The 22,895-nt window shown below is 26.7% G+C and carries 28 protein-coding genes; 16 read left to right on the forward strand and 12 right to left on the reverse strand.

Going from position 1 to position 22,895, the window contains the following annotated elements; genetic code table 11:
* The first annotated feature begins 44 nt into the window (after nt 1–44).
* Nucleotides 45–326 (forward strand): hypothetical protein, encoded by a 282-nt coding sequence (locus HYG84_RS19495; protein WP_212382583.1) that lies wholly within the window; start codon nt 45–47, stop codon nt 324–326.
* A 130-nt stretch (nt 327–456) separates the two neighbouring features.
* On the forward strand, nt 457–1,089 hold the full coding sequence (locus tag HYG84_RS19500) for a hypothetical protein (RefSeq protein WP_212382585.1): 633 nt from the start codon (nt 457–459) through the stop codon (nt 1,087–1,089).
* Nucleotides 1,090–1,112: 23 nt separating this feature from the next.
* On the opposite strand, the gene HYG84_RS19505 is transcribed toward HYG84_RS19500, so the two are convergent.
* On the reverse strand, nt 1,113–1,883 hold the full coding sequence (locus tag HYG84_RS19505) for a hypothetical protein (protein WP_212382587.1): 771 nt from the start codon (nt 1,881–1,883) through the stop codon (nt 1,113–1,115).
* A gap of 176 nt (nt 1,884–2,059) precedes the next feature.
* Here HYG84_RS19505 and HYG84_RS19510 point away from each other — a divergent pair, with 176 nt between their 5' ends.
* Together HYG84_RS19510 and HYG84_RS19515 are read left to right on the forward strand one after the other, a co-directional pair.
* Nucleotides 2,060–2,299: a hypothetical protein gene (locus tag HYG84_RS19510; RefSeq protein ID WP_212382589.1), complete on the forward strand. Its 240-nt coding sequence runs from the start codon at nt 2,060–2,062 to the stop codon at nt 2,297–2,299.
* A gap of 81 nt (nt 2,300–2,380) precedes the next feature.
* The gene (locus tag HYG84_RS19515; RefSeq protein WP_212382591.1) at nt 2,381–2,635 is read left to right on the forward strand and encodes a hypothetical protein; all 255 of its coding nucleotides are present in this window, start codon (nt 2,381–2,383) and stop codon (nt 2,633–2,635) included.
* A gap of 16 nt (nt 2,636–2,651) precedes the next feature.
* On the opposite strand, the gene HYG84_RS19520 is transcribed toward HYG84_RS19515, so the two are convergent.
* Nucleotides 2,652–3,638 (reverse strand): hypothetical protein, encoded by a 987-nt coding sequence (locus tag HYG84_RS19520; RefSeq protein ID WP_212382593.1) that lies wholly within the window; start codon nt 3,636–3,638, stop codon nt 2,652–2,654.
* Between the two features lie 140 nt (nt 3,639–3,778).
* Between HYG84_RS19520 and HYG84_RS19525 the strand changes: the two genes are divergently transcribed.
* A complete protein-coding gene (locus HYG84_RS19525) occupies nt 3,779–5,113 on the forward strand; it encodes a PhoH family protein (RefSeq protein ID WP_212382595.1) in 1,335 nt (444 codons plus the stop codon).
* A gap of 68 nt (nt 5,114–5,181) precedes the next feature.
* Here HYG84_RS19525 and HYG84_RS19530 read toward each other — a convergent pair whose 3' ends face one another.
* Nucleotides 5,182–5,490 carry a single-stranded DNA-binding protein gene (locus HYG84_RS19530; protein ID WP_212382597.1) on the reverse strand — a complete coding sequence of 103 codons (309 nt, stop codon included), beginning with the start codon at nt 5,488–5,490 and terminating at the stop codon, nt 5,182–5,184.
* Between the two features lie 121 nt (nt 5,491–5,611).
* Between HYG84_RS19530 and HYG84_RS19535 the strand changes: the two genes are divergently transcribed.
* The 3 genes from HYG84_RS19535 (at nt 5,612) to HYG84_RS19545 (ending at nt 8,315) form a co-directional block, all read left to right on the forward strand.
* Complete coding sequence (locus HYG84_RS19535; protein WP_212382599.1) at nt 5,612–6,862, forward strand: hypothetical protein; 1,251 nt, start codon at nt 5,612–5,614, stop codon at nt 6,860–6,862.
* A complete protein-coding gene (locus HYG84_RS19540) occupies nt 6,838–7,242 on the forward strand; it encodes a hypothetical protein (RefSeq protein WP_212382601.1) in 405 nt (134 codons plus the stop codon). Before HYG84_RS19535 ends, HYG84_RS19540 begins: the two co-directional genes overlap by 25 nt.
* 458 nt (nt 7,243–7,700) lie before the next feature.
* Complete coding sequence (locus HYG84_RS19545; RefSeq protein WP_212382602.1) at nt 7,701–8,315, forward strand: hypothetical protein; 615 nt, start codon at nt 7,701–7,703, stop codon at nt 8,313–8,315.
* A 100-nt stretch (nt 8,316–8,415) separates the two neighbouring features.
* On the opposite strand, the gene HYG84_RS19550 is transcribed toward HYG84_RS19545, so the two are convergent.
* Nucleotides 8,416–8,679, reverse strand: coding sequence for a hypothetical protein (locus HYG84_RS19550; RefSeq protein ID WP_212382603.1), 264 nt, complete (start codon nt 8,677–8,679; stop codon nt 8,416–8,418).
* Between the two features lie 225 nt (nt 8,680–8,904).
* Between HYG84_RS19550 and HYG84_RS19555 the strand changes: the two genes are divergently transcribed.
* The 3 genes from HYG84_RS19555 to dnaX all read left to right on the forward strand — a co-directional run bounded on the left by HYG84_RS19555 (nt 8,905) and on the right by dnaX (nt 11,020).
* Nucleotides 8,905–9,270: a hypothetical protein gene (locus tag HYG84_RS19555; RefSeq protein WP_212382604.1), complete on the forward strand. Its 366-nt coding sequence runs from the start codon at nt 8,905–8,907 to the stop codon at nt 9,268–9,270.
* Between the two features lie 90 nt (nt 9,271–9,360).
* The gene (locus tag HYG84_RS19560) at nt 9,361–9,561 is read left to right on the forward strand and encodes a hypothetical protein (protein WP_212382605.1); all 201 of its coding nucleotides are present in this window, start codon (nt 9,361–9,363) and stop codon (nt 9,559–9,561) included.
* Nucleotides 9,562–9,640: 79 nt separating this feature from the next.
* Nucleotides 9,641–11,020 carry a DNA polymerase III subunit gamma/tau gene (dnaX, locus tag HYG84_RS19565; RefSeq protein ID WP_212382606.1) on the forward strand — a complete coding sequence of 460 codons (1,380 nt, stop codon included), beginning with the start codon at nt 9,641–9,643 and terminating at the stop codon, nt 11,018–11,020.
* Nucleotides 11,021–11,045: 25 nt separating this feature from the next.
* Here the strand turns inward: dnaX and HYG84_RS19570 are convergent, their stop codons facing one another.
* From HYG84_RS19570 to HYG84_RS19590, 5 genes are all read right to left on the reverse strand, one after another.
* Nucleotides 11,046–11,204 carry a zinc-ribbon domain-containing protein gene (locus tag HYG84_RS19570; protein ID WP_212382607.1) on the reverse strand — a complete coding sequence of 53 codons (159 nt, stop codon included), beginning with the start codon at nt 11,202–11,204 and terminating at the stop codon, nt 11,046–11,048.
* Between the two features lie 56 nt (nt 11,205–11,260).
* Nucleotides 11,261–11,860 (reverse strand): metallophosphoesterase family protein, encoded by a 600-nt coding sequence (locus HYG84_RS19575; protein ID WP_212382608.1) that lies wholly within the window; start codon nt 11,858–11,860, stop codon nt 11,261–11,263.
* 57 nt (nt 11,861–11,917) lie between these two features.
* Nucleotides 11,918–12,271: a hypothetical protein gene (locus HYG84_RS19580; protein WP_212382609.1), complete on the reverse strand. Its 354-nt coding sequence runs from the start codon at nt 12,269–12,271 to the stop codon at nt 11,918–11,920.
* Between the two features lie 111 nt (nt 12,272–12,382).
* Complete coding sequence (locus HYG84_RS19585) at nt 12,383–12,604, reverse strand: hypothetical protein (protein ID WP_212382611.1); 222 nt, start codon at nt 12,602–12,604, stop codon at nt 12,383–12,385.
* A gap of 92 nt (nt 12,605–12,696) precedes the next feature.
* The gene (locus HYG84_RS19590) at nt 12,697–13,584 is read right to left on the reverse strand and encodes a hypothetical protein (RefSeq protein ID WP_212382613.1); all 888 of its coding nucleotides are present in this window, start codon (nt 13,582–13,584) and stop codon (nt 12,697–12,699) included.
* Nucleotides 13,585–14,002: 418 nt separating this feature from the next.
* Between HYG84_RS19590 and HYG84_RS19595 the strand changes: the two genes are divergently transcribed.
* The 5 genes from HYG84_RS19595 to HYG84_RS19615 all read left to right on the forward strand — a co-directional run bounded on the left by HYG84_RS19595 (nt 14,003) and on the right by HYG84_RS19615 (nt 20,273).
* On the forward strand, nt 14,003–14,443 hold the full coding sequence (locus HYG84_RS19595) for a hypothetical protein (RefSeq protein ID WP_212382615.1): 441 nt from the start codon (nt 14,003–14,005) through the stop codon (nt 14,441–14,443).
* A gap of 105 nt (nt 14,444–14,548) precedes the next feature.
* Complete coding sequence (locus HYG84_RS19600; RefSeq protein ID WP_212382617.1) at nt 14,549–15,175, forward strand: hypothetical protein; 627 nt, start codon at nt 14,549–14,551, stop codon at nt 15,173–15,175.
* A 145-nt stretch (nt 15,176–15,320) separates the two neighbouring features.
* A complete protein-coding gene (locus HYG84_RS19605) occupies nt 15,321–17,912 on the forward strand; it encodes a hypothetical protein (protein ID WP_212382619.1) in 2,592 nt (863 codons plus the stop codon).
* A gap of 105 nt (nt 17,913–18,017) precedes the next feature.
* Nucleotides 18,018–18,332, forward strand: a complete 315-nt coding sequence (gene yneA / locus HYG84_RS19610; RefSeq protein ID WP_212382621.1) for a cell division suppressor protein YneA — start codon at nt 18,018–18,020, stop codon at nt 18,330–18,332.
* Nucleotides 18,333–18,476: 144 nt separating this feature from the next.
* The gene (locus HYG84_RS19615; protein WP_212382623.1) at nt 18,477–20,273 is read left to right on the forward strand and encodes a flagellin N-terminal helical domain-containing protein; all 1,797 of its coding nucleotides are present in this window, start codon (nt 18,477–18,479) and stop codon (nt 20,271–20,273) included.
* A gap of 113 nt (nt 20,274–20,386) precedes the next feature.
* On the opposite strand, the gene HYG84_RS19620 is transcribed toward HYG84_RS19615, so the two are convergent.
* The 3 genes from HYG84_RS19620 to HYG84_RS19630 form a co-directional block, all read right to left on the reverse strand.
* Entirely contained in the window at nt 20,387–21,277 is an 891-nt protein-coding gene (locus HYG84_RS19620) for a hypothetical protein (protein ID WP_212382624.1), read from the reverse strand.
* Nucleotides 21,278–21,478: 201 nt separating this feature from the next.
* On the reverse strand, nt 21,479–21,805 hold the full coding sequence (locus tag HYG84_RS19625) for a DUF192 domain-containing protein (RefSeq protein ID WP_212382625.1): 327 nt from the start codon (nt 21,803–21,805) through the stop codon (nt 21,479–21,481).
* Nucleotides 21,806–21,808: 3 nt separating this feature from the next.
* Nucleotides 21,809–22,792 (reverse strand): prepilin peptidase, encoded by a 984-nt coding sequence (locus HYG84_RS19630; RefSeq protein ID WP_212382626.1) that lies wholly within the window; start codon nt 22,790–22,792, stop codon nt 21,809–21,811.
* Between the last annotated feature and the right edge of the window lie 103 nt (nt 22,793–22,895).

Raw genomic sequence — 22,895 nt, forward strand, 5'->3', positions numbered from 1 at the left:
GAATAATATATTTGATTTAATAGTTACAGAAGGGACGTAGACGTATGAAAAAATATATATATGCAGTAAAAATACTACTTAATATTTTAAAAAATATAATCAATTCGGAAATAGATGATGGAAATTATATAGAGACTATAAATGAAATTATAGGTGTGCAAGGATTATCTTTATTAGTAATAAATCAGATTGGCCCAAGTTGTTTTAGTGGGTTTTGTGATGACTATGTAAATAAGATAGAGAAAAAGAAAAACTATTCGTTGAAATTTGAAATGATAGAACTGCTATATAATCGGATGATACTTGTTGAAAATTTTGCAAACTAGTTTTAAGACCATAAGAATATAACTTATGGTCTTTTGCTTTAAAAATAAGTTTAAAATTTGATTTTACCTATAATATTGTTTAAAATACTATGACATAAAATTGTTTTATACCTATGGAGGTGGGATAAGAATGAGTACAAAAATATTTAAACCAATTGTTCTGTTTGCAATAATGTTATTATTTCTAATGCCAATATTCAGTTTAAATGTACTTGCAAATGAATCAAGTGATGTCCCTTATATTGTGGACAATTTAAAATTAATTGATCAATATAACACTGATAGAATATATACACTAGGAAAAGAATTATCGGACAATGGAATACATATCATGCTGCATACTAGCAAAACAGCCGTAGATTACTCCAAAAAAACTAGAGATCTGTATTTTGAGTGGTTGGGTAAATTAAATAATCAAGAAAAGTTACTTACATTAGTGTACTTTCAAGATACAGGAAATATAATATATTATCAGGATGCGAATAATTTAATTAATAATGCAACAATTGAGACAATCAATGCAAATTTAAAGGGGTATAACGAACATGATGATATCAATGGCGGTTTATATTATGCTTATAGTGCAGTGACAGATAAAATTGCCAAAGACAATAAATTAAATACAAATCTAATACATGCAGAAACAAAGCCTAAATATAAAGTTAGTTCCTTAAAGTCTATGCCAGTTATTTTTGCAACAATGATAGTTACATTAATTGCATACTGTATTATTGAGAATAAGATTGCAAAAAATAATAAATAGGTAGAATAAATTACTCTACCTATTTATTTTATTATCTTTAGAATATTTTTAGTTTCAGCAAAAGTCATTGTTCCATTATTATATTTATATATATGTTCTGATACCTTATGTGGATCAGTATCAACATCAATTAATGATTTAAGAATGTCAATGTATTCAGGATAGTCCTTGGCTACTATTAAAGAAGTGGAACTAGAAAAAGCAACTAAAAATTTTTTTCCAAGTTTCTTAATTATTTGATTTCTCACTTCTTCTAAAAGAAAGAAAGAAGAACTATAATCTGTTAAATAATTAAATGAATATATCTCCAAATCTTCATCTAATTTTACTATAATATTTCTAATTTTATTCAAGTTTTCAAATGCTCTCTTTTTTAAATATGTAAAATCATCTATGTCATCTACGGATAAGAACCTAAATGTTTCATCCATGTCTTGAACATAAAGTATATCTAAGTCTAGTAGATAGTTTTCTCTTAGAAAATTATATTCTTCATCTTTTCCAAAGTTTTCAGACTTTATAATAGGATATACTTTATTGTAATTAAGATTAAATTTATATTGATTTAAATAGTTTCCAATATTCTTTAGAAAAATATCTAAAATGATATTATAATTTTCACAAAGTTTATATTCTTCATATGCATCTTCAATTGATATGGATATCTCAATATTATTGCAATAAATAAGAATGATATTTTTATTTAACTGTGCATATTGGTAAGTTTTCTTGATATCATTGTACATTTTCAGCCTAAAACTATCGAAAGAATATTCTAACATAAAATCCCACATGATAGACCTCCTATCTATACTTAATTGATAGATTAAAGTATATCATAATTCTAAAATAATATACAAGAGTTTTAGAGAAAACTGTAATTTATGTGTTATGCTAAAAACACATTGCTATAAATTATTTGAATAAATGATTAAAATAAATATGAACATTTTCAGAAGGAGGAATTAATATGCAAAAACAGGTCCCAGATTATATTACCGAAATAATAAAGGTTGTTGATTCCAATAATGTATACCCTTTAAAAGACTTATTTATGAAACTTAGAAAAGATTATCCTGAAATAGATAGCATGAGAAGTTTAAAACAGGATATAGAGGAACATATTGTAGATTTTAGTGTGAATCAAAACAATTTAATAATTAACAAAGGCAGTTTAGCCAACAATTTACTTGGCATAATTGGAAAATAAATATTTATAAAAAATACTTGAAATATATTAGTATATATTTAGATAATGCCTTCAATATATTATATAGGAGGTTTTTTATTTATGAAAGATTTAATGGTAAATTTTGAAGATCACAAAATTTGTGTTATTTTAGGTGATTGTGTTGCAGATATAGAGGTAAATGGAAAAAAAATTAAAACCACATATAATAAAGATATTGAGTACATAGAATTATCAAAGAAATTAAATAAACTTGTAAAAAGCGAGAGTGAAAAAACAACAAATCTTCAAAATCTTTTTGCGTTTGGCGATAGTTTTAGAATGAGTGTTGTAGATATTTTAAAAGGCAGGGCTTAACCACCCTGCTTTTTTATTATTGTTTTATAGTAATTGATTCAAAAACTTTTCTAGCAAAATCCTTATCATTATTTTTATCTGTATAATCTAATCTAACATAGACTTTTTCACCATTTTGAAGGGTAAATTCTTTAGTTAAGGAATTTAGATAGTAAAAATGGGAGTTGTTTATGTTATGAATAATAAATGTCTCTATATCTTTTTCTGAATCTAAAAATTTAACAACCTCTGTAGCATTGGCCATCGACCATTTTGATTTGACAATTGGTATCGGTTTGATAGTAGATACATAAATATATAAGGCATCATTTTTATTTCCAAAAAGGTTATAATACATAGCCTCTACGATAGGGGAAGGTCTCTCTTTAATTTCAAAATTATTTGGAACCTTTAAATTTATATCTTTATATAGATGTATTGATTTTAAATCAGAATACTTTTGCTTAACACCAGTAGAGTTAATCTTGGGATTAATAGGTTTTAATAATCTAATAGAGTTTATGATGGAATTAATCTTACTAGATTGATTTCCTGTCATTTGCACCACAAGAGTTCCATTTCTGTTTTTAAAACTAATTACATATGAATAAGATGTTTTATCTCCATCATCAGTAGAAATTGTTGCTTTGGATTTATGAAGTGTCTTTAATGGACTGTTCTTAGATACTTTTACAGGTTTATAATCATATTTAATTTCCTTAATATTAGTACTCTTAAAAGCACTCCTATAATGCTGCATATAATCTGATGCAGGAAAAGGAAAGGTCTTAATATTAATATTAGTTTTGTCTTTATTTGAAAGTGCATAGATTGATAAAGATGGAACCTTTTTCCCGTTATAGTCAAAAGTTTTTTGATTATTATATATAACTAAAAAATCTTTAGGCATTTTTAAGGAAATACCCATATCAATTATTTTAATATTCTTATTTCTATAGGAACATCCTGACAATATAATAGCGGTCATTATAACCCATAAAAATATTGCTATCATTTTTTTCATACAATCGCCTCCTTAATTAAACGAAAACAGTATATCTAAATAGTAAATACAAAACAAATTTTTATTTAATCTAAATTCTTGATTTCTCCTTAGAGATTGATTAAATTGTGTTACACCTAAAAATTAAGGGGGGAATCTCTATGATAAAAAATTTTGTATTAGACACAAATGTAATTGTTCATGATCCAAACTTTTTAAATAACTTTCAAGAGAATAATATAATTATTCCTTTGATATGCATTGAAGAACTTGATAACTTGAAGAAAAGAGAAGGTTTAGTTGGCTATCAAGCAAGAAAAGCATTAAGGATAATAGGAAAGTTAAGAGATGAAAAGGTGTATCTAAATGAAGGGATTTTACTTCCTACAGGCGGTAAACTTAGGATTGAAACAAACCATATGGACCTGAGTGGATTGCCTGATGCAATGGATGTGAATAAAAATGATAACAAGATCCTTGCGGTAACAAAAAACTTAGCAAAAATATCTAAAGATCAAACAATTCTTGTAACAAAAGATTTATCCATGGCAATTAAAGCAGATAGTCTTAATATTAAAGTTGAGGATTATCAATCTGACAAGGTAGATGTAGAGACTTTGTATAAAGGATATTCTGAAGTATACTTAACTTCTGAACAAATGGGGCAAATATTTAATGGAGGATTAGAATTGCCAGATGAAATCGCTGAGGGCGTATATCCAAATCATTTTTTCCATATTAAAAATATTGAAAATCCAAGCCATGAGATGTTAGCAAAATTTAATGGAGATTTAATTATTCCATTAAAATATATAAATGATACTGCATGGGGGCTTAAACCTATTAACAGAGAACAAAAGATGGCATTTGAACTTCTAATGGATCCAGATATTCATCTAGTAACAATCTCTGGTGGGGCGGGTAGTGGAAAAACTATTTTAGCAACAAGTGTTGCCCTACAGAAAGTAATTGAAATGGGTGTATATCGTAAAATTATTTTTGTAAGACCTGTAGTTGCAGCAGGTAATGATATTGGGTTTTTACCGGGGACCGAAGAAGAAAAACTAAAACCTTGGATGGGAGCATTTTATGATGCAATTGATAACTTATTTGATTCAAAGAATAAAAACAATAAAAAACATGAAACAGTAGATTCATTTATAGATATGTATAGAGAAAAAGGTATAATTGAGACTAAAACTTTTAATTATATGAGAGGTAGAACATTATCAAATGCTCTTGTAATCGTAGATGAATCACAGCAAACTACCCCACATCTTGCTAAATTAATGTTGACTCGTGCAGGTCATGATGCAAAATTTGTATTCACAGGAGATCCTAGTGATAATCAGATAGATAATATTTTAGTAGATTCAAAATCAAACGGACTAGTATATACAATAGATAAAATGAAACCTTTTGATATAACAGGGCATATTTCATTAAAACAAGTAGAAAGAAGCCCATTGGCAGAATTAGCAGAAAGATATATGTAAAAATAAAGCATTGAGTAATCCTCAATGCTTTTATTGTTTTAACTAATAAAATTATAAAAATCAACCAATCAAAAAGGTTCATCATTTTTAGGGCATTCTTTAAGTTCTTGGTTTTCTGCGACAACCATTAGTTCTCCATTGGAATCAGTAGATAGTTCTCCTACAATTTTAACTTTATTTCCCTTATTTAAATTATGTTCAACATAATCAGCATTATTGCCAAACGCTGCTACATTAACATATGTTGTCTTTTTATGGTCTTTATATTGTTTGTTTACTGCTATAGAGTAAAAAGCATACTTAATCTTTCCCATACCAGTTCTAGGTGGATGCGTAAGCCTACCAGTAAGTACGATTTTATTTATATCATCAAACATTTTTAGTTGGCCTCCCATATAATTATTGTTTTTAATATAACACATATTTTTAATACGTAATTTCACTTGAAAATAACTAAAAGTATACTTTAAGATATATAAAAATATGGGGGGGATTGCCATGAAGATTGAAATTAAAAACTATATTCGATATGGAATATTTAATAATACAATGTATTTTCCTTATAATCAGCCTACAATAGAAGAATATATAGAAGCACTAAAGCCATTGGCTAAATTAATAGAGTTAGCAGATTATGACGAAATTCTTGATGAGATATATAAAACAAGGCCTAATATCTTTATAGTATCTTATATGCTTTGCACTATTGGACTATCTGATAAATCCTATGAAATTTTGAAAAAGACCATCAAAGGAAGAATAGATCTCTATATATTTTTAACTTTTGCTTATTACAGTCCGAACGTTAAGAGGAGATATATTCAGACTTTATACAAAGACAATTTAGATATTATATCTGATTATAAAAACCTATGTTTTGATATGTTTAAGCCAAATATATCTTTAATAGTAGCACTAAAAAAAAGAAATGGAATTATAAAAGAAATCAAGAAATCCATGGAATTATCGAAAGTAGATTCAAACACAATATCTTTAATAGAAAAAGAGAAGATACATTTTCAGGAATTGTATCCTTGTTTATCTTATTTCTTCGATGAAAAATATAAGGAACATTTAACGAAGTATTTCATTGAACGCTATGGGATTCTAGAGATTATTGGTTTTATTGAAGAATGGTTTGTTGAAGGTATGCCTGATATAATTGTCGAATGTTTAGAAAACGAAATGTATGAATTAAAAAATATCGAGGACATAGAAGAAATATTTCTTATATATAAAACTATAAAAGATATACGATTAAGATCCCTCATAGAAAGAGTTTTTTCTGATTATTCACCTAAGAAGAGTGAAATAAACATTTGTATTAATGTAATTCCTACACAAAAACAGAAATATAAGATAGGCATTAAAGAAAAGTATGATTATCTATATTTTAATGGAGTAAATGCAAGTTTGTTAGTTTCAGAATTTGATGGAGTACTCCATCTTAATCATTCATTAATAGAGGGCGAAATAATCTCTAAGATTAATAGAATTAACGGTAATGAAATTGTGTTAAGATCGGAAGGAGAATTGGTAGAGGGCAAATTTAACATATTATTTTCTAGCATTAATATAGAAGGATTTAATGTTATTTGGGATTCTACTAATGAAAATGAAGTGATTTTTACTAACAAGGGTTATTTAAACATTAACGGTATTAGTAAGCATTTATTACCTTGCCTAATAAAATATTTAAAAGACAATTGTAAAGAGGTGATCAAATGGGAAGAAGGCATCAAAAAATAACAGGATTTCATACTACTTTGATGCAAAACACATCATTTGATTTTGCAGGAGGAGAGAATATCCTAATTAACTCAATAAGTTTAAAAGGTAAGATTTTGAATTATGTTATTAAAATAGAACTTTTTAAACAATACGTAGATATTATATTTGATATAGTATCTATTGAGGGAGAAATAACACATAAAGAGATAATCGAAATTTTATTCTCGGATATTTATAAAATATATAAAACAAAGGTTGCTACCAAAAGAATTCCTTTTTTAATCCTAAATCTTTTGGTAGAAGAAGGACTTCTTTATACTGACAATGGAGAAGATTATATTCTTAAATCATGTGATGAAAACATTAATCAATGGAAGAAAGGTTTCTTTTCATTTTAAAAAAATAAAAATACAAAAGACATCTGATCATGACAATGCGGATGTCTTTTGTGATAGATGTATTTTTTTTAAAAAAAATCTAAATTATTTGTATTTTTAGTTTAAGAACAAAAATAATTAATCAAACAAAAACAACAATCTTGACTATAAGCAATATTTATGTTAAGTTAAGTTTAGAAAAACACAAAAAATACATTAAAAACAAAAAAACGGTTTATTCTTTAACAAGAGTATTTTTTATTAAAAAATAAAATATCCCTCAAAATATTTAACACTCACGTATATATATATATGAAAAAAATTAAAAATACAAATATATAATTTATGTTTTAATATTTATATGTTATATTAAAATATTAAGGAAATTAATTTATGTATGTTTTCGGATTTATTACTTTCAATTCTAATTATTCATATAAATTGGAATAAGATGTTGACAAAAATAAAGGAGGTTTGTTATGGCTAATGTTAGAATATGGTCTGAAGAAATAGATGAAGAATTAATAAACTTTATGGATGAAGGCAAAAAACAGGGTATGCAGATTTCATTTTTGGCAGAACAGTTTTCAAGCAAATATCCAATTTATGATAAAGAACAAGTTAGGACCCACTATTATCAAATCTTAAAAACCCAAAAATTCAAAAATAAAGATTATGGATTTAAACCATGGACCATTGAAGAAGATGAATATTTAATGAATTATATTTCTCAAAATGAAAAGGATAAAAACAAGGTTGATCTGTTTGAAGAATTAGCAACAAGATTAGATAGAAATCCACAGGCAATAGCCAGTCACTATTATCAACTAAATAAAAGAAAAGATGAAATTGAAGAAACAGATAATCTTATGGAGCAAATTGGGAAAATAAATCTATCAAAGGCAGAGCAGATATTAAACATATTAAAAGAAGTCCAACAGTATGATGATAAAGATAAAGAAATTGCAAAACTCCAAAATACGATTAAGCAATTAGAAATTGAAAAGAAAGATCTGGCAGATAAATTAATTAAGGCAAATCAAACTATTGAAAAATATAACAAAAAGTTTCAAAACTTGGATTTAGATAATTAGAAGGTATCATTTCAGAACCTCTATGTAGCATAGAGGTTCTTTAAATGTAAAAATTCTATTCATGTTTATGAATAGAATTTTGTACAAGAAGTATATTAAATTATAGATATTTTTTTCTGAACAGGAAGATTTTGTTTATTGTTTTTTCTTCTGTATTAATATCTTTATCATTTAAAACTGCAAAAAATGAATTTATTAGTTCTGACAATCTTTTATAGCGAACAAATTTGTTACCATGAATGGCATCGTTTTCATGATGAAGTTCTTCTATTGTTATGCAACACAAATCTATTTTTACTTCAAATTCTTCCAGTTCATCTATACACTTCAAAATTACATCTTGCTCCACTATTGATAACCCCATAGCCTCACCTCTAAGATATAAATTGCTTGACAATTCTACAAGATTCTACAATATAACTTATATTAATGTATCATATCCTAGAAAAATTTTCTATATAATTTTGAAAAAATTACATATAAATCACAATAATGAATCAAATAATATTTTATCTTATTAAAAATACTTGAATCACGTATCTATCATCTATAAAATATTTTTTAAATATTATAAGGTAGGTGAGATCGTATGAATTATAAATTTTTATTACATGATATTTTTTTAGATAAATTAGGATCTATAAAGCCAGAAGTATTTGAAGAACCCTTATTTCAAAAAACAATGATTTTACTTGACATATGGGTTACTCAAAAAAGACTGGTAGATTTGCTACATGAGTTTGATGACTTAGGGAAGAATAAAAATATTCCTATAACTTGCTCAATTTACAATGGAAAACAATTATCATATAAAGAACAATATATTAGTTTTTTAATGAATAATGACTTAATATTTTTAGAGGAAGTAAAAGAGCCACAAAGCCTTTTAAACCTTATTTATTATTTTCTAGTAAGGGAAGTAAAATATGATAAGGATTCACTTGATGCATTCTAAGAAATATACCTTGCAGGTTAATCTGCAAGGTATATTTGTTTTTTGTGTTATGTTAAATAAAAGTGTTGATTCCAATAAGGAGGAGGTAGTATGACCGTATGCTTATTAATAACATCAACTTTAGGTATGATAGTACATATGATAACATCATTTTCACAATATCATAAATATGAAGATGTAAATTTATTATATTTTTGGATTGTTACTATATTTTTTAATTTTATGATACTGACTGCAATAGGAAGAATAATTGCACAAGGGGTAAAGTATCTCATAAATCTTAATACTTGATTTTTATAGTAGAAATTGATTAGCATGATTTCATAAATGTGTCAGGTTTAATTTAGTTAATAATGGGAGGTATTTTAATATGATATATAATGAATTTAGACCGCAGATATTTGATCAAATTTTAGGCCAAGAAGTATCTGTTACGGTTGCTAGGAATTTAGTTGTAAAGTATCAAAATAATGATGGCAAAATGCCTAATTTATTAATGGTAGGATTGCATGGTTCAGGAAAAACCACAACTGCAAGAGTGGTTGGAAAAGCCGTAAACTGTGAGGCACCCCAAGATGGAAATCCTTGCAATCAATGTAAAAGTTGTATTGATTATGAGAAAGGCAATAATTATGATATTAAAGAAATAGACGGTGCAAGTAATAACAGTGTGGATGACGTAAGAAAAATTCAAGAAGAACTTGTATATGGACCTCAAAGAAAGAAAAAGGTTTATATTATAGACGAGGTTCACATGCTTTCAAAAGTAGCCTTCAATGCTCTGCTTAAAACAATTGAGGAAACTCCTAAATATGTAATGTTTATTCTTTGTACTACAGAAGTCGATAAAGTTCCTAAAACTATTAAATCACGATGTATTAGATTAGACTTTAATAGAATAGCAACGAAAGAGATATATGAAAATCTTGATTTTATCTGTTTAGAAAAAGACCTTAAATATGAGGAAGAAGGTTTAAAACTTATTTCTAAAATTGTTAATGGCAGCATGAGGGATGCATTAAGTATGTTCGAAAAGTGCATTTCTTATGGTGAACTTACTTATAAGAATATTAGTGACGTATTAGGTTTGGTAGACATATATACGGTACAAGATATAATGTTGAATATTTTTAATAAAAAACCTCTTGAAGCAATGGAGACTATAACTGATCTGTATAACAAAGGGAAGGATATGCTTCAACTTGCAATAGATATGTTGCAAGTAATGAGAAACGTTATGATTCTTCAAACTACAGATAATAATATATTATTTGATATTGATATCACACAATTAAAAGGAGTTAAATTAAATCCTATAGACTGTTATACTGCTATCAATGAATTATCAAATCTTCAGAAATCAATGATGAATTCCGATAATCAAAAGATACTGATGGATGTTGCAGTTCTACAGTTATCGCAGATAATAAATGCTGAAGTAACTACTGATGAACCATCTAAAACTAAAGAAGAAGGTTCTAAAAAAATAAGTAGCGAAGTAAAAAAAGAGAGTTCTATTAATATTGATGAGATAGACCACAATGATTATCTGATTAACAAAATTGACCTTATTAAATCTTATGACGATGATGACAAAATAAAAGCACTTGTTAATGCCACGATATATACAAAAAAAGATGCCTTTATAATTATGGCATCAGAAAAAAATAATTTAGATATAGATGATTTAAAAGATAAAATGAAGAAGATAACAGGGAAAGAATTAAATATTTTAATAAAAACAGCATGATAAAAAGACAGGTTTCCCTGTCTTTTTATTTTGATGGAGTCTCCCACCCATACTTATTCCTACGTGTATTTTGTTCTCTACCATTTATTTCTCCGCATTTAGGGCATTTATGGGTTTTAGGTGCTAATGTTTGAACATCTGCCTCATACTCATTTTCACATTTTTTGCATTTAAATATTGACATAATAGGTCCAAAAGACATTTCAACCCCTCCATTTTAATCAGATTCATTCGTCTTTTTTAAACGATTTTTATTAACTCGCCAGTCCTATATTTTAAAATTGATGCTCCATATATTCCAATGACTATAGTATTATTCTCCATAATGGAAACCTTATTTATGTGTTGATGGCCATGTATGCTGTACTTAGGGTTATGTCTTTGTATAAAATTAAGTATACCATATAATCCTCTATGAACATCTGAATCAATTTCATGGATTCCATAAGGACTTGTGTGAGATATTATTATATCTGCATAAGGTAGTCTTTCTGACAGAATTAAGGACTCCCCTTGGGAATAACTAGGAAATTTAGAATCATTGTCAATTTCTTTATACTTTATAGAACCTTCTAACCCAATTATGCTTATTTCATTTTTTTGAATATGATTTTTGTTAGCATTAATTATACCATTAGGTTCTAAATTATCATATAAGTCATGATTGCCTAATATACCAACATGAAGTTTGTCTCGAAATTTTTTTGAAATCTCCTCAATAGCAAATTCATCGTTATCACCTAACCAAAGAACCATATCTACGCTACTAGAAAATGAACAAATTGATTCTATTTGATTCTTATTCGGAGCATGTAGATCGGCCATACATAATATATTCATACATAACCCTCCCTTACTCGATAGTAAAAGACTCCCGGTTTAAAGGGAGTGTGGTCTTTATACTGTTACATCAATAGATGTGCTGGTTTTTTGTTCTATAGGTTTAGTTTGAGCCTGTCTATTATATGTAGCAGGTTGTGATTTAGTAGTTTGAACTTGATCTGATGCTATAGGGTTCACATGCTCTTGGATTTTTTTATCAACCACCTTTTGTTGAATATGTTCTCTTTGGGCTTGTACCTTATTGTCGTTAGATTGAATTTTTGATTGTTTAATATTAGAATTAGAATTTTTAGTAGATACATTGTTTTGTTCTGGCTTCATAGCATCATCACCATTTTTGTCTATTTTCTTTGAAATCATTTGACTTTGATATGTATTTGATGTCATTTGAGTTGAATTTATTTTCATAAGTATTCCTCCTTTTAATTTAATATCTGCATTATAACTTGATGAAAATATAAATCAAATTATTAATAAGAAATTTTGACCTTAACAAAATATATAAAACAAATTCTTCTATTACACATTATGTTTTGACTTTTTAAAAGACTCCAATGCTTTTAATTTATTATTTAAACTCATTATTGAGATTTTTGTAGAGGTAGATTGCAAACTTTGGTCTAATAGAATTTTTACTTCACTTCCCCTTACTTCTCCAAAGACAGGCTTATATCCATTATCACAAGAATTGGTAATCTCACCTAACTCAATATCATTTAACTTAGTAATATTCATTTTCATATTTTAATCCTCCTCCTTTATTAAATATTTTCACTCTTTGAATAGTTACAAAAGACCGAAGTTCTCCTCGGTCTTTTAAACATAACATATGATTAATCTAGTATAGTGCTGTGATACAATTCTTCTCCTAATTCTCTTTGAACAAGAGTTCTAATTATTTTAAACTGTTTTTCTTGTACACTTAATATGGGGCTATTGATCGGAAGTTTAAGATTCAAATGTGGGCTTCTATTTTTACTATGCTCTGTGTTCTTTAATAGGCCCTTTTGATCATTGTATTGTTTATTTTGAGTATGAATATCAAGCCAACCAAACAAACCATTATTTAAGCCTCCTACATAGGTTATGATTTCTCCTGTATGGTCATCTATAACCTTTTGTATTTTTTCTTCATAAGCAGCAACTTCCTTTTTTAAAAATTCTATTTCAGATTTTTTTAATTCTTTGGCCTCTATTACTTTCCACATTTCATTTGAAATATGAGTTTGTTCATGACCTTTAGTGAAAAATTCTACTTCTTTTTTTGTAATATCTTCATCAACATAAGTCCCTGTATAAGACCATTCTAAAAGTTGATTTTGAAAACATATAAGATTTAATCCAACCCAGTTTTTTCTTCTTTCTTTATTCACTGTGAAACGGTACAAAGTGGGGCAATCATAGCCCCACCACAGGTCAATCCATTTAGGGGTAGGAGTTCTAAATGTGACTAATTTACCCCAATTATCAAATCCATAGAATTCATCTATACTGTCAGGATCTATCTCAACAGTTTTAGAATCTATGTTGTTTAAATCTAAAAATGTTTCAAGAAAATCAAAAGTAACAATAATAGGGTATTCATCTTTGTCATTACCTTTATTTCTGTTCACTTTTCTTCCTTTCCCTTGTCTATATTTATAACCACCTTTAATTTTATCTGAAGATATCTTTACTGACATCCTGTTACCATTGCTAAAAAATTTAATTCTATCTAACATCTAAATACCTCCTTGAATAAATCAATGCTAATAAATATAGATAGATATTAAAAAATCATTTAATTATATATCAAGAAAATTATTTTTGTCGTTTAGAAATTAGTGTGATGCTTGTAAACTCAGCACATAGAGCAAGTCTACTATAAACATATATATTAAATAGTAGGTGTTATATTTTTATTAGATGTTACTCTTTATTTAATATAAAATATAGGTTTATAATTTGAAATATCAAATAACTAAGGTTAAATTATTATAAAGCAACTTTAATTATTTTTAATTTTTCTTTAAACATTAACCGACAGTATCGGTTTTAATAAAAAAAGTGTGGGGCATGTTGGCATGATAGTCAATAAAGTTATTAGTGATTTAGGCTTAAGAGGTGTACCCTATAATAAGAAATGGTAGGTGATGCTATATGAATATAGATTTATTCAATTATGAAGTAGATGCAGAAAGAAGTTATTATGATGAAAAATTAGATTTATTACCTAAATCAGTAACTTATTATATCGTCTATAGAAATGTTGATTTTTCTATATTAGTTAAAAAATTAGGTATAGAAGATTTATATGAAGAAATAGTTAAAAATCATAACGGGGAAGTTGTGGGTGAAGAAGATGAATTCTATCACCACTTAGATGCTATGGATGCCATAAACGAAATCAAAGAACGATTTACGGATAGAGAGTGGTATATGTCTATATTGTCTAAAAATATCCTTAAAATACTTTCTAATGGTCAAGAGATAAGCGAAAAGACACTTGAAGATATAAAAAATGAATTTTATATGCTTGAAGAAGAAGATGTTGTGGAGGCTCTTGTATACATTGTGAAACCGGATAGACAGTTATATTAAAATAGAAATACTTTAATGTAGTTTATTCTTGAAACATGCAAAATAATTTATTTAAAATATAACTCAAATCTTAGGGATATTATTTGCTTTAAAGGAGGTTATTTAATGAAAGTTAGAAAACTAAATATAAAAGATTTAAATAGTGTTTCAAAACTTGAGAGTGAAATCTACCCTGAAGAATTTCGTCTGGGATATTATGATTATCTACATGATTTTAAAACTTATGAAAACTATTCTTGTGGAGTATTCAAGGACAACAAATTAATAGGGTATGTTATTATCTATAAGGACGGTAGTTCTTATTATATATCAGATTTAGTCTGTATGAAGCCTTTAGAACTTATGACATTGCTATTAGTAGCATTTAATAATATAGATTCTGATTCTATATTTGCAGCAGAATTAAGAAGTAATAGTTATAAGTTATTAAAAAATATTAGTAGAAAATTCAAGGAGGCTATTAATTTTATTAAGGATATTAAAATGCCAAAATATTATCATGGTGAAGATGGGTACGATGTTTTATTTAGATTAAATTTTAAAAAAATATCAAATCCTAAATATAAAATACTTACATGTATATATGAGAATAATGATTTTGTAACTTATGATACTATTTTTTCAAACCTTAAAAAAATGTATAATTTTACACAAAAGGATATTGAAAGATATAAGAGTTTTATTTTCAAACACTCTTTGAGTTTTAATTTATCTCTATTAAATATAAAGTAAACCTCCGCTTTTGCAGGAGGTTTGTTTTATATATAAATGTTATGTTAAAAGAAGTTTTTCTTGAAACCATTATATACATTACTTAAAATATCACAAAACATATTAAGGTATTTAAATTACATAAATTAGAAGGAGTTGAATATGAATGTTTTTAAGACATATAAATGAAAAACAATTACAAGAGGTTATAAAGTTAGAACGAGAAATTTCAGGAGGAAATATGCAATTTACTGAAGAAGAATATTTAACTATGTTAAATAATAAAGATAATTGCTCATTTGGAGTCTATAGCAATAAAGAATTAGTTGGTTTTATTATTGCAAATGGAGACAAAAACAAAGAAAAAGAAAAAAAGACTTATTATAAAAGAAAAAGAGATTTAATTGTTAAACATATGGCTTGTAAGACAAAGAGAGCATTGTTTATTTTAATGCTTATGTTTCCATATAAGGTTAAAGAATCAGGTAATTATAAAGGGATCAAGTTTGCTGTAAATGAAAAACTTTATAAACTTTGCTTGAAAATAGAAGAACAGATAAATCCTGTGATTACTAAGATAGATGCACAATTTAATAAAAAAACGAGATTATATGATTTGTATGTTGATTTATGTATAAGGACTGATCAAAAATATCCATACGATATAAAGTATAGAATTATGGTGCAGATATATGAAGGAACAAAAGAATGTGCTAATTTACGCAAAATCTTCTATGATCTTCTCTTAGATGGAAGATGGGAAGAAAAAAGAAGTTTTTGTATTGATAGTATAGTTTCACATAAAAATATGATGCTAAGAAGGATTAATGAGAAAAATCTTGAGTTCTTAAATACATTAGGGAGAGAATACAATGTTTTGGTTGTATATGAGAAAACCTTATTTGGAAAAAAACCTAAAAAGTTTAAAGAATCATTAGAAAAGACAGGATACAAAGGACGAATAATTGATGATAGTACTAATTATTGGAAACAATTTGACTCACTTGAAGATGCAAGGCAATTACATGAGACCTATGGGTTTATAAAAGATGAAAGATCCAATGATAGAATTAATATTAGATGGTATAGACATATTACTCTTGACGATAAATATTATGATAATACTATAACATTTTTTAGACATATCCTTAAAAAGCACATTATTGAATATTATAAAGAAAAACAAAGCAATGCTACCGAAATGTATGTTTATGATAAATATGGGGATAAAGTATTTGAATTATATGCTGATGGCAATGTTTATGAGGCTATTCCGAGAGTATATAGTAATTTATTTGATTCATATGTAAATAAACATAAATTTTGTACTAAAATAATTGAAATGGGAATTAATGAGTATGATTTCGATGAATACACTGCTAAAGATAGTTTTATGTTTAAAGGCCTTATTAAAATTAGGAAATTTATTGGAGAAAAAGAGGCTTTAGATTTTTTCCATAGGGTATCTCAAAAGGCTAGAGAGGCTTCTCAAAAATGTGAAGGAGATTTAAATCGAAAAAAACATGAAATGATACAAACAATTCACGATTGGTATTATCCAATTGATGAATTATTTAATAATTTCTCAAGACAAATTTTAACTGAAGGTGCATATAGAGTAATTCTTACAAAATCTCTTAACCAGATTAATAAGATTAATGCTAAGATTAAAAGTTTAATGGTTGAAAACAAAAAAGATATTGATATTGATTACCTTAGAAAGACAATTAGTAAAAATATCAGAAAGGATCTTTCAATTGATGAAATCGTTAATGAAGCAGTATTTAATGCTGAAACAAAATGGCTAAAAAGAAAGAAAATTTCTGTTAAATTACACAAAAAACTTAATGAATTTATTGAAAGGATGAGAAGATATAATGACAATATCAATATTCCAACATTATTTAATACATTTGGAAATAAAACAATTGATATGATTAAAGGTAATTCTTTGGGATTGTTTGAAGAAACCTATTATGATATGGATAGAAGTGAAATAGGCGTTTTTGCAAAGAAATGTTTAGGTAATAGGGGTAAAAATGCTCTTGCTAAAAATCCATTTAAACTATTTACTGCACTTAATAAAATTCAAAATGTTCAAGATATAATCGCAGGAAATATTCCTGCTGAAAATGTAGAAAAAATATTAAATGAAGTTTATCAAAGGAATATAGAGGTTCCTAGAGAATTATTTCAGTTAGATAAATTATATGCGAAGATAGAGAGAAAGTGTTCTCCTGAGTTTCTCATTGCAGGAGATGCATCAGTTTGTTGTATGTCATTTGGAGAGAGTAATGCTAAAACTTATGCATTGGAAAAGGGATTTGGAATATTTAATGTTTATTATAAGGACAGGATAATTGGAAATTCTGTACTTTGGATTAATGAAGAATATAATTGTCTTGTGCTAGATAATGTCGAAATACATCTAAATTATACAAGATTTAATGATCAGATAACTAAACTTTATATTAAAATGGTGGAAGATATAATTAATAGATACGATCTTGATTTTGCTGTACAAGGAGCGGGCTATAATGATTTAATGTTATATTCTCAAGATGCTAGAGCATTGAGGTTTGAAGAAATAAAACCTGTTGATGTAAATAAAACAAATTTTTATACAGATGCATATAATGTTTATTTAGTTGCTATAAATAAACAAAAGATAATAAATAACAATGTTTACAAACTACTAAAACAATTGAAAAATTCAAATCCTGATATAAATTATGATGTTTTTTCACTTGCAATTTAAAATAAGGGGGCTTAATTAAGCCTCCTTATTTTTATTAAAAAACTTGAAATGTATTTATATGATTCTTTAATATACTTCCATAACATATACTGGAGGTTTTTATTTATGAAAAAAAGGATAAAACTACATAACAAATTTAAATTTTTTAGAGCGATAGTTATACTTGTCTTAACAATTGCATCTATATCAGCAATTTCATTTAGATCATTTGAAGTTCGTGCAAACCAAAATGAATTTCAAAATGCTAAACTTGTTGAGTATTGTGTAAAAAAAGGGGATACCCTTTGGACTATTGCTTCAAATACTTCATTTCAAAATGAATTAGATACTAGAGCCATTATTGATAGAATTAAGGAGGACAATAACCTAAGTTCTGGAAATATCTATCCCGGTCAAGTTATTCTAATTCCAAAAAAATAGTTTTATTTATGAAATTCAGGAGAAATGCTCCTGAATTTTTATTTTATAAAATATCTTACCCATCAAAAAATACTTGACATAGAAAAATATCTTTCATTAATATGCAACAACAATAAGACAGTGATACATAAAGGAGTGGTATATATGAGAATTGGAGATTTAACAAACACTGCGATGATGTTTTCATACAATATGAAAGTGCAGGGGAAACAAATATCCTCTAGTATGGAAAAGATATCAACTGGTAAACAAGTAAATAGAGCAGCAGATAGTCCGCCAGATATTCTTAAAATTAGCAGATATGAATCTCAAATAAGGGGAAGTCAGCAAGCACAAAAGAATATCCAAGACAGTATCTCGATGATTCAAGTAGCAGATAATTCATTGGAGAGAATCGAGGAATTAGGGAATAACTTGAGAGAATTAGCAACGAAATATCAGTCAAACAACATAAATGCAGAAGAAAAAGAAAGTATTAAAAATGAGGCTTATGAACTTATAAAAGAAATAAGTCATACTATAGAGCATACAGAATTCAATAGAATAAAAATATTTGAACAAAATTGTTTTAGAATTCAAACTGGACCCAATTCAGGAGATTATTTAGATATAGATATGGGAAAAAACAATTTAAGTGATATTAAAAAATTTCTTGATGATATTAATAACACAAGAGATGATTCTGGAGATAACGAGCAAATTGATACCGATCCAGATAAAGATATAAATACTCCTACTAACCCAACAGATGAAGACACTGACATAGATAATGAATTGCCTCCTACAGATAAAGAAAAGCCACCAGTGGATAGTAAAGACCCTCCTTCAGATGATAACGATACTGATATAAAAGAACCTTCAGAGAACACAAATAGTGGAATTATATTACCTCCAAATATGACACTCGATGTATCTGATGGATGGCATAAACTCTATAATGAAGATGGGATTAAAATTTATGAGGGTAATATTAAGAATGGAAAATTTGATGGATTTGGAAAATGGTATAATGACACAGGAGAACTAATTTATGAAGGCAATTTTAAAAAAGGGAACTATGACAAATATGGAAAAGTATATAATCCAAACACAGGCAGATTGGCTTATGAAGGGGATTTTAAAGATAACCAATTTGATAAATATGGAACATTATATTATGAAAATGGAAAAATTAAATATCAGGGTTCTTTTAAAGACGGGAAATATGATGGATATGGAACACTTTATAATGAACAAGGCGAAATTGAATATCAAGGAAGTTTTAAGGATAATGAATACGAGGGACTTGTAAAAAATAATAATGGAAACAAAGATAATGAAACTAGAAATAACTCTGATACTTACGAGAATAAAACTATTTTGGTTAATAGAAATAATGCGAACAATGGTCTAAATTCACATAAATTAGAAGAAACTAATCAAAGACAGAATAATAATATAAAAACTAATAAAATAAAGAATAGTGATAACACAGGGTATGAATCTATTGGTAAAATACTAAATAGCATTACAAATGATGAACTAGTAGGTAAAAATGTAGTAGTAAATGAATATAAGCATAATAATTCTATGAAACAGCATGAAGAAAATACATCTACACAAGAAGTTTTATTAAATAGTACAAATATGAAAAAAACTACTTCTGAAGATATTGTTGATTTATTAAAGGATTCTGATAAGATTGATGAAAAGATACTGAAGCCTATTTCAAATTTGAGAAGTTATTTAGGTATACAGGAAAAGTTATTAGAAGGAAGATTGAGATTTCAACAATCAAATGAAATGATTAAACTCAATGCTTTGTCGAAGATACAAGATGTAAATATGGCCAAAGAAATTATGAGTATAACTAAAAGTCAAATACTTATGGATGTAAATGCTGCAATGATGGCACAGCATTTAAACTTTAATAGAAACTTAATTATTAACCTATTAAGATAATCAATAATAAAAAAGAGATCATGACAATTAATTTAGTCATCATCTCTTTTTTAATAAACTGAATAATTTTAAAAATATAAGACCATTACAATTCTATATTTTAGATAAAGGTTCTAATAATATATGGTTTCTTTATATTCTTTTATCACTGGAATATGACTGTATTTGTCTAATAACTGCACAACTTGTTTTTTAAATTCTACTACTTCAGGTATAGATGTAAATGTTATTAAATATTCTATTTCTTCACCTAAAGAGTATATCAATGTTTTATTTTCTAATAGAATAGACTGTTCAAATATTTTTAATATGTCATCTTTGAATTTAAGTAAGGGTTTAATTTTTATCTCTGGTTTTTCATCATCAATCTCTATGTTCTCCATTATCTTTTTCATTAAGAATATTTTTCCATTGTCTGTATTTAATTGAAAAAATACATCTGAATAACTATTTATCCCTATCGCATAGCCTTGTTGAAACATATAAATTTTATATCCATCAGCAGCCTCATTATATATTTCTTTTGCTAAAATAGGTTCAGTAAGTTTTATGCCTTTATAATAATTTTTTGCAAACAAATATTTAGTAATTATGAAATTACCATCTCCACTATCTTTCGTATCTAAAAAAGTATAATTTAATACATTTTCTTCATTAACATCATTGATAGTTTTCATGATGTTTAATAATTTTCCTATTATATATTCTTTAAAATAATTTCTAATCGTAGTATCTGAAAAATAATGCTTAAAATAATCGGGATGATACCCAAGTATAATTGGGAATATATCAACCCATGGATTTTCTAATATTACTTTTCGATGTTTCTTGACCTCATCTAACGATTTACACTTTTTCAACAAATCTTCTCTTAACGCTTGGATCTCCGATTTTCTTATAAAATTATCAGATGTTGATATGAATAACTCATTTTCTTTCATATAATTAATATACGATATAAAAAGATCCATAAAGTTATCCTCTTTTGTTGTTTTTACGTACACCAAAATACCCCTCCTATATATTAAATTCCACTTATTTAAACAATATTAACATACTATATGTTCGTAAATGAAATCAAATCTTTTAAAGCAACACTTTAAATGAATTATCTGAATCTTATTTAAATAATTTTATTAATACCATGTTAATATAGTTTGGCGTATTTTACAATAAAATAATCAAAAAGAGTAGTTTACACTACTCTATAAAAACTCTACTGAATCTCCAGTTTTGATTCTATACTTATTGATCGTGCCAATTGGAAGTTCTAATACTGCTCTAGCACTCCAAACGATAGGTCCTATCTTCCATGGTTTCATATTAGGAGTAATCTTGATTATTTTACTATATTTATCAATATAAATTACATCAATAGCCTCTTTCATGAAGAAAGTATGAATTGAATTGGTAGGCTTTATAAGTAATCCTTTTTGAATATTTTTAACGAACATTAATCCCTTCATTCTCGTTAAACTATCATTTGCAAGGTCTATTTCCATCACAGGATTTCTATTTATATATAATTTCATTAATTACACCCCCAATATTCTAAACATAAAAGAGATTAATGATTGAATATTGAGCAAATCATATCCTGAAATAAATAAGAGTGTCCCAAAGGCAATGCCCGGTACAAAAGGGAGATAAGCCCCTATGTTTTCATTTAATAGATAATAAGATAATATAATTAATAACTGTGCAAAACAAGAATATATTAGTATTGCTATCAATGCTTTAAATCCAAACATAATACCTAATGCACCAAATATTAATATATCGCCTCCACCTATACCACCATAAATAACTTCTTCGTGCTGTTCTTCGTATTCTTTATCTTCCGCTATAAGTTTTTCAACATTATAGAATTTACTTAATATCTTTCCTAACCCTATTTCAATTAAAAAACCCACTGATGCAAACAATATGCTATATTTCCAAAAACCTTGTTCCATTGTATTCCAATATAAGGATACTAGAATAATTGAAACTATTGAAATACTATAAAATACAAATTCTATTTTTTTAGTTTTATGATAGATCAAACTAATAGCCGTTATAATAATTAAAGCAATAAGAATAAAAACAATTGAATTAATTGTGTCTTGATTTAATCCTATAAAAGTTGTAATCAGTACTATAATACTATAGAAAATATAATTTTTAATATTAGATTTTTTGCCTGTAGATTCGATACATTCTGTTTCAATAACAGAGGAGACTTCTTTTAAGTTTTTTTTAAAGAATTTAGACTTAATTTTTCTCATAACATATACCATATATGAAATAAAATAAGGAATCCCAAAACCTACAACAAATCCTATAATAGCATTGAGAAATATACTGTAATCCTTCTGTATGATTGTTTGGATAATAATGTAACAGATAGATATGCCATAAGCACCATATACAATATTATCTGGTACATACATAGTTTTTATATCAATAATACTTTCTCTGATTAATATAAAAAACATCATAAATGCAAAGATAAAATAAATAATATATGTAATATCCATAAAATAAAACCTCCTATCTAATTTTTAAACATTATAGAAATTAGAAGGAAGCAAATCAAAAAATGGCTTTAATTATTTGATCTAATGTAAAATTTATTCAAAA

Origin of the sequence: Alkaliphilus sp. B6464 (genome assembly GCF_018141165.1) — a bacterium.
Taxonomy (GTDB): domain Bacteria; phylum Bacillota; class Clostridia; order Peptostreptococcales; family Natronincolaceae; genus Alkaliphilus_B.